This window comes from Micromonospora halotolerans (assembly GCF_032108445.1).
GTDB classification, from domain to species: Bacteria; Actinomycetota; Actinomycetes; order Mycobacteriales; family Micromonosporaceae; genus Micromonospora; species Micromonospora halotolerans.
On record NZ_CP134876.1, the window covers coordinates 6,850,266 to 6,856,925 of the forward strand.

Annotated in this window: 3 protein-coding genes; all 3 read right to left on the reverse strand. The window is 75.2% G+C overall.

Features of this window, described 5'->3' with window-relative positions:
• Positions 1-14: 14 nt before the first annotated feature.
• The 3 genes from RMN56_RS32150 to RMN56_RS32160 are packed head-to-tail and all read right to left on the reverse strand — an operon-like array spanning position 15 to position 6,644.
• Positions 15-203, reverse strand: a complete 189-nt coding sequence (locus RMN56_RS32150; RefSeq protein ID WP_313721630.1) for an MbtH family protein — start codon at positions 201-203, stop codon at positions 15-17.
• Position 204: 1 nt separating this feature from the next.
• Positions 205-1,158, reverse strand: a complete 954-nt coding sequence (locus tag RMN56_RS32155) for a TauD/TfdA family dioxygenase (protein ID WP_313721631.1) — start codon at positions 1,156-1,158, stop codon at positions 205-207.
• Between the two features lie 26 nt (positions 1,159-1,184).
• Positions 1,185-6,644 carry a type I polyketide synthase gene (locus RMN56_RS32160; protein WP_313721632.1) on the reverse strand — a complete coding sequence of 1,820 codons (5,460 nt, stop codon included), beginning with the start codon at positions 6,642-6,644 and terminating at the stop codon, positions 1,185-1,187.
• Positions 6,645-6,660: the final 16 nt, after the last annotated feature.

The window sequence follows — 6,660 nt, forward strand, 5'->3', positions numbered from 1 at the left end:
TGCACTCCTCGCGCTCACTGACTGGCCTCGCGGACGGAGCGGGGACGCATGTCGGTCCAGACCTCGTCGACGTGGGCCAGGCACTCCTCGCGGGTGCCGGCGAAGCCGGTGTCGTGCCAGCCCGCGGGGAGGTCCCGGTCGGCCGACCAGATCGAGTACTGCTCCTCGTCGTTGCGGACGACCAGGAATCGGGGTTCGGCCATCTCAGTTCGCTCCAGGGGTGTCGGGGGTGTGCGGCTCGGCCATCGCCACGGCGATCTTGCGGGGGCCGGTGAACGGCTCCCGGCCGTGCGCGGCGGTCATGTTGTCCACCACCAGCACGTCGTCACGCTGGTAGTCGAAGCGGACGGTGGCGGCCCGGTAGGCGGCGCGCAGGTGGTCCATGACGTCGGCGGGAATCTCGCCGCCGTCGCCGTAGTAGGTGTTCGACGGCAGCCCGTCCGCGCCGAACATGGCCAGCAGCCCCTCCTGGTAGTCCTTCGGGAGGGTGCTCACGTGGAAGAAGGTGGCGTGGTTGAACCAGCGCGGGGTGTCCGAGCCGGGCCGGTGGTGCACCACGTCCCGCACGGCCCGGGTGCGCAGGCCGTCCGTGCCCACCCACTCCACGGTGATCCCGTTGGCCGCCGCGTACGCCTCGACCTCGGACCGGTTCTCGGTGTTGAACACCTCCTGCCAGCGGGTGCCGAAGTCGCCGTGGAAGTTGCGCACCAGCATCCAGCGCCGCCGGACGAACTCCTCGCGTACCGCCGGGTCGATCAGGTCGTGGACCCGGCGGACGTCGGCGAGCGGGGTGGCGCCCCGGGTCTCCGGCGCGGTGAGGCAGTAGAAGAACAGGGTCAGCGGCCAGCGCGCCTGGTACGAGTTCTCGTTGTGCAGGAAGATCTCCTCGTCCGGCGGGTAGTCGGTCGAGGTGTACACCCGGCCCTTGATGGAGTGCCGGGGCGAGGAACGCTCCGTGTAGGTCAGCGGCTCGCCGGACAGGGCGCGCACCACCCCGTCGAAGCCGTCCACCCCGCCGACGTCGAAGCCGCGGAACAGCAGCCCGCCGTGCTCGACGAGGGTGGCCCGCAGCTCGGCGCGGCGGGCCGCGATCAGGTCGGTCAGGGCCCGGCCGTCGTTCTCGACGACCACCGGCAGCGTGGCGATCGTGTCGCTCATGATGCGGTGTCTCCTTGTTCTCGTGGTCAGGCGCGGGGCAGCCGCGGGATGGCCGGGATCGTCGCCGGCGCGGCCGGTTCGTCGGCGGGCTGGCTGGCCCGCAGCTCCTCGATCCGGGCGGCCAGCCCGGCGACCGTGGGGGTCTCGAAGAGGCTGCGCATGGGCAGCCGGACCCCGGTGGCCTTGCGCATCGCGGCGATCAGCTGCACCGCGACCAGTGAGTTGCCGCCGAGGGCGAAGAAGTCGTCGTCCACGCCGACGTCGGTGACGCCGAGGCCGTCCCGCCAGACCTGGGCGATGGTCCTCTCCAGCTCGGTCGAGGGGGCGGCCGAGCCGCCCCCCGTCCCGGCCGCCGCGGTGGCCGGGGCGTCGGTCTCCGCCTCCAGGCTGTCCGTGGTCACCCGGGCCGCGCGCCGCCGGATGTCGGCGACGGTGCGGGTGGTGATGACCACCTGCGCGCCCAGGCCGGCGGTGAGGCTGCGGCGGAACGCCTCGGCCCCGTCGACCGGCCGGATGTCCTCGGTGACCGCTGCCGGCGCGGCGGCGGCGGCGGCCGGGGTGTCGGCGAGGCCGCCGGTCACCGCGCCCTGGTCCACCTTGCGCAGCACGAAGTCGCTGATCGCGACCAGCTCCCGGCCCTCGGTGTCGCGCAGCGACAGGTCGGCCGCCACCACCTCCTCGGTGGCGCTGGGCCGGTGCCGCAGGTGGCTGTGGAAGGTCGCCGGCAACGCCCCGCGCACCACGATCCGGCCGTACGACAGCGGCAGGTACGTGCCGGAGCCCTGGCCGCGGCCGAACGCGGTCGCCACGTCCAGCAGCGCCGGGTGCAGGCCCCAGGAGGGCAGGTCGCCCAGCGCGGCGTCGGGCGCCTCGACCCGGGCCAGCTCCTCCCCGTCGGCCAGGTGGTGCTCGGCCAGCGCGGCCCAGCGGGGGCCGAAGGTGAGCATGCTGGTGCGGCCCCGGCCGAACGAGGCGTCGTCGTCGACCCGGCGGCCGGCGACGGCGGGCGTGCCGGCCGGCGGGGCGGGCTCGGTGGTCCAGCCGGCGGCGCCGCGCACGTGGGTGCGGAGCTGACCGGCGGCCAGGCTCGCCACGGTGAAGTCGACCCCGTCCTCGGTCGGGGTCAGCTCCACCCGGTACTGGGCGACCGTGCCGGCCGGCACCGAGAACGGCTCCAGGAAGACGACGTCCCGCAGTTCCACGGCGGCGTCCGGCGCCGGGGCGGGCAGCGCGGCGGTCACCGCGGCCCGCACCGACTCCAGGTGTGCGGTGCCCGGCACCACCGGCACCCCGCCGATCCGGTGCTCGTCGAGCAGCCAGTGGGTGCCGGCGGAAACCAGGCCGTGCAGGACGGTGCCGCCCGGGCCGGTCACCCTGGTGGTGAGCACCGGGTGGTCCACCGGGGCGGTGACGGTGTCCCGTCCGGCGGCCCGGAAGGCGGCCGGCGCGTTCGTCTCCACGGCCATGCCGACCTCGGCCCAGCCGCCCCAGTTCTGGGAGACCACCGGGGCCCGGAAGCCGGCGCCGGCGCGCGCCCAGGCGTCCAGGAAGGCGTTCGCCGCGCAGTAGTCGACCTGGCCGAAGCCGCCGATCACCGCGGTGATCGAGGAGCAGAGCGCCACGAAGTCCAGCGGCAGGTCACCGAAGACCTGGGCCAGGGCGAGGGTGCCGGCGAGCTTCGGGGCGAGCACCCGCTCCGCCTCCGCCCGGTCCTTGATCTCGGCCATGCCGCCGCCGGGCAGGCCCGCGGCGTGCACGATGCCGTCCAGCCCGCCGAACCGCGTCTCGGCGGCCTCGCGGACGCGGCGCAGGTCGTCCGGGTCGGTGACGTCGGCCGCGAGCACCAGCACCTCGGCACCGGCCGCCTCCATCCGGCGGATCGCCGCGATGGCCCGGCCGGCCCGGTCGGCGCCACCGTGCACGGCCAGGTGCTCGTCCCAGCCGTCCCGCTCGGGCAGGCCGGAGCGGGCCAGCAGCACCAGCTTGGCGTGGGCCCGGCGGGCGAAGTCCTCGGCCAGGGTGACGCCGATGCCGCCGAGACCCCCGGTGATCAGGTAGCGGCCGGCCTCGCGCAGCACGCCCGGTGCGTCCTCGGCGTCCACGGTGACCTGCTCGTAGCCGGCCACCCAGCGCCGGTCGCGGCGCAGCGCCACCTCCGGGTGCTCCGGGTCGACCGGGCCGCGCAGCTCGGCCGCGAGCGCGGCGATCCCGCGCGCGGCGGTGTCCGCGTCGACCAGCCGGACGGTGAGCCCGGGCAGCTCGACCGGGAGCACCCGGGCCAGGCCGGCCAGGGTGGCGTGCTCCGGCCGGACCAGGTCGTCGCCGCGCACGTCGCCGGTGCCGGCGGTGACCAGGTCGAGGCGGATCCCCTCCTCGTCGGCGGTCAGCCCGGCCCGGGCGAGGGCCTGCACCAGGTGCAGGGCGCTGAAGAAGCCCCGGTCCTGGGCGGCCCAGGCGGCGACGATGTCCGTCCCGGCCGGCTCGCCGTCGAGGGCGTACGCGTGCACGATCCGGCGCGGCAGGTCGGCGCCGAGCGCGGCGACCAGGGCCTCGTGGTCCTCGCGGACGCCGGGGCGCAGCCGGAAGCCGCCGGCCGTGGCGGCGAAGGCGTCGCCGGCGCGTACCTCGACCGGGTCGTCGCCGGCGGCGCGCAGCGCGGCCACGAGTGCCTCCCCGCGCGGGCCGTCGGCCAGCACGAGGCACCGGCCCAGCGGGACGACGGTCCGTGCCGGGGCGGCCTGCCGCCACACCGGCACCGCGAACCACTCCGGCAGCGGCCGGGGCCCGGTCTCGACCGGGGCCGCCGCCTGCTCCACCGGGTCCGGCGCGACCCAGTAGCGGCGACGTTCGAAGGGGTACGTGGGCAGCGGCACCCGCCGGGCGTCCGGGTCGACGTCCAGGGCCACCGGCACCCCGGCGCACCACAGGGCCCCGGCGGTGCCGAGCAGGGTGGCCAGGTCGCCGGTCGACTCGCCCGGCCCCGGCAGGCTGCCCAGCGGGGTCAGCTTCCGCTGCGCCTCGGACGCCTTGGCGACCTGCATCCGGGCCAGGTTGGCGAGCTGCCGGCCCGGGCCGCACTCGACCAGCGCCCAGGTGCCCTCGGCCAGCAGCGTGGCCACGCAGGCGCCGAAGCGGACCGGCCGGCGCAGGTGCGCGGCCCAGTACGCGGGGTCGGTGGCCTGCGCCTCGGTGATCCAGGTGCCGGTCACGTTGGACAGGAACGGCACCGTCGGCGGGCGCAGCGGCACGCTCGCCATGAGCGCGGTGAACTCGTCGAGGATGGGCTCCATCATCGGCGAGTGGAAGGCGTGCGAGGTGCGCAGCAGCTTGGACTTGTTCCTGCCGCCCAGGCTCGCGGCGAACTCCTCGACCAGCGTGGTCTCGCCGGCCACCACGCAGGTGCCCGGGCCGTTGACGGTGGCCACCGACAGGCCCTCGGGCAGCCGGTCCGCGACCGCCGACTCGTCCAGCGTCACGGCGAGCATCGAGCCGGCCGGCAGCGAGTGCATGAGCCGGCCCCGGGCCGCGACGACCCGCAGCGCGTCGGGGAGGGTGAGCACGCCAGCCACGGTGGCGGCGACGTACTCGCCGATGGAGTGGCCGAGCATCGCGGCCGGCGCGACCCCGGCCCGCCGCCAGGCGGTGGCGAGGGCGTACTCGACGGTGAACAGGGCGGGCTGGGTGTAGCGGGTCTGGGTGAGCTTGTCCCCCGCCTCCGGGTCCCGGCCGAGGATCAGGTCCCGGATGTCCAGGCCCAGCTCGGGGCGGAGCAGCTCGGCGCACTCGTCCACGGTGGCCGCGAACGCCGGGTCCTCGGCGTAGAGCTCGGCGCCCATGCCGGCGTACTGGGAGCCCTGGCCGCTGAACAGGAAGGCCACCCGCGGGGCGGGGCCGTCGAGGGCGCCCCGGTGCGCCTTGCGCTTGTCCCGCAGGGCGGCCGCCGCGGACGGCAGGTCGGTGGCGACCACGGCGGCGCGGTGCGCGTACTGCTGACGGCCGACCCGCAGGGTGTGCGCCACGTCGGCCAGCAGTTCGGGACCGCCCGCCGTGCCGTTCTCCAGGTGGTCGGCGAGTCGCTCGACCGCGGTGTCCAGCGCTGTCGGGGTCTTCGCCGAGACCTGGAGCAGGTGCGCCGGGCGGACCCGCCGCTCGGTCCGGTACGCGGCCGGCGCCTCCTCCAGCACCACGTGCGCGTTGGTGCCGCCGATGCCGAACGAGCTGACCCCGGCGCGCCGGGGCCCGCCGTCGGTGTCCCACTTGGTCAGGGTGTTCGCCACGTAGAACGGGGTGTCGGCGAAGTCGATGGCCGGGTTCGGGGTCTCGTAGTTGATGGTCGGCGGGATGAGGCCGTGCTCCATGGCCAGCACCGTCTTGATCACGCTGACGATGCCGGAGGGCTGGCTGAGGTGGCCGATGTTGGACTTCACCGAGCCGATGCCGCACCAGCCCCGGTCGTCGGTGTCCTTGGTGTACACCGCGGAGAGGGCGGCGATCTCGATCGGGTCGCCGAGCGCCGTGCCGGTGCCGTGCGCCTCGACGTAGCTGATGCTGCGTGGGTCGATCCCGGCCAGGCCGACCGCCTGGGCCACCGCCTCCATCTGGCCGTCGATGCTGGGGGCGGTGAAGCCGACCTTGCCGGCGCCGTCGTTGTTGATCGCGTTGCCGAGCACCACGGCGCGGATGGTGTCGCCGTCGGCGATCGCGTCGGAGAGGCGCTTGAGCAGGGTGACCCCGACGCCGCTGCCCCAGACCGTGCCGTTGGCTCCGGCGTCGAACGGGCGGCAGCGGCCGTCCGGGGAGGTGAAGCCGTCCATGCCGAGGTAGCCGACGTGCGGCAGCTCGATGTTGACCCCGCCGGCCAGGGCCATGTCGCACTCGCCGTTGCGCAGCGCCTCGCAGGCCAGGTGGAAGGCCACCAGCGAGGTGGAGCAGGCGGTGTGCACGGTGAGGCTGGGCCCGCGCAGGTCGAGCCGGTAGGAGACGTTGGTGGCCACGTAGTTCGGCGAGTTGCCGGTGGCCAGGGAGACCGCGCCGTGCGGGCTGCCGCCGACCCGCTTGTTGCGCAGCACGTTGCGGTGCAGGTAGGTGTTGCCGCCGGTGCCGGCGTAGACGCCGACCGCGCCGTCGTAGCGGGACGGGTCGTAGCCGCCGTCCTGGAGCGCGGTGTAGCAGGTCTCCAGGAAGAGGCGGTGCTGCGGGTCGGTGATCTCGGCCTCGCGGGCGGTCATCCCGAACAGGCCGGCGTCGAACTCGTCGTAGCCGTCGACCAGCGGGGCGCGGTTCACCCAGCCGGGGTCGTCGACCTCCTCGGGGGTGGCGCCGCGGGCGATCTGCTCCTCGCGGGTCAGCTCGGTCACCGACTCGACGCCGTCGACCAGGTTGCGCCAGAACTCGTCGATGTCGCCCGCGCCGGGTAGGCGGGCGGCGAGACCGACGATCGCGATCGGTTCGATGCCGTCGTCGGTGGTGGGAATGTCGTTCTGCATCCGGGGTGTCCTTAGC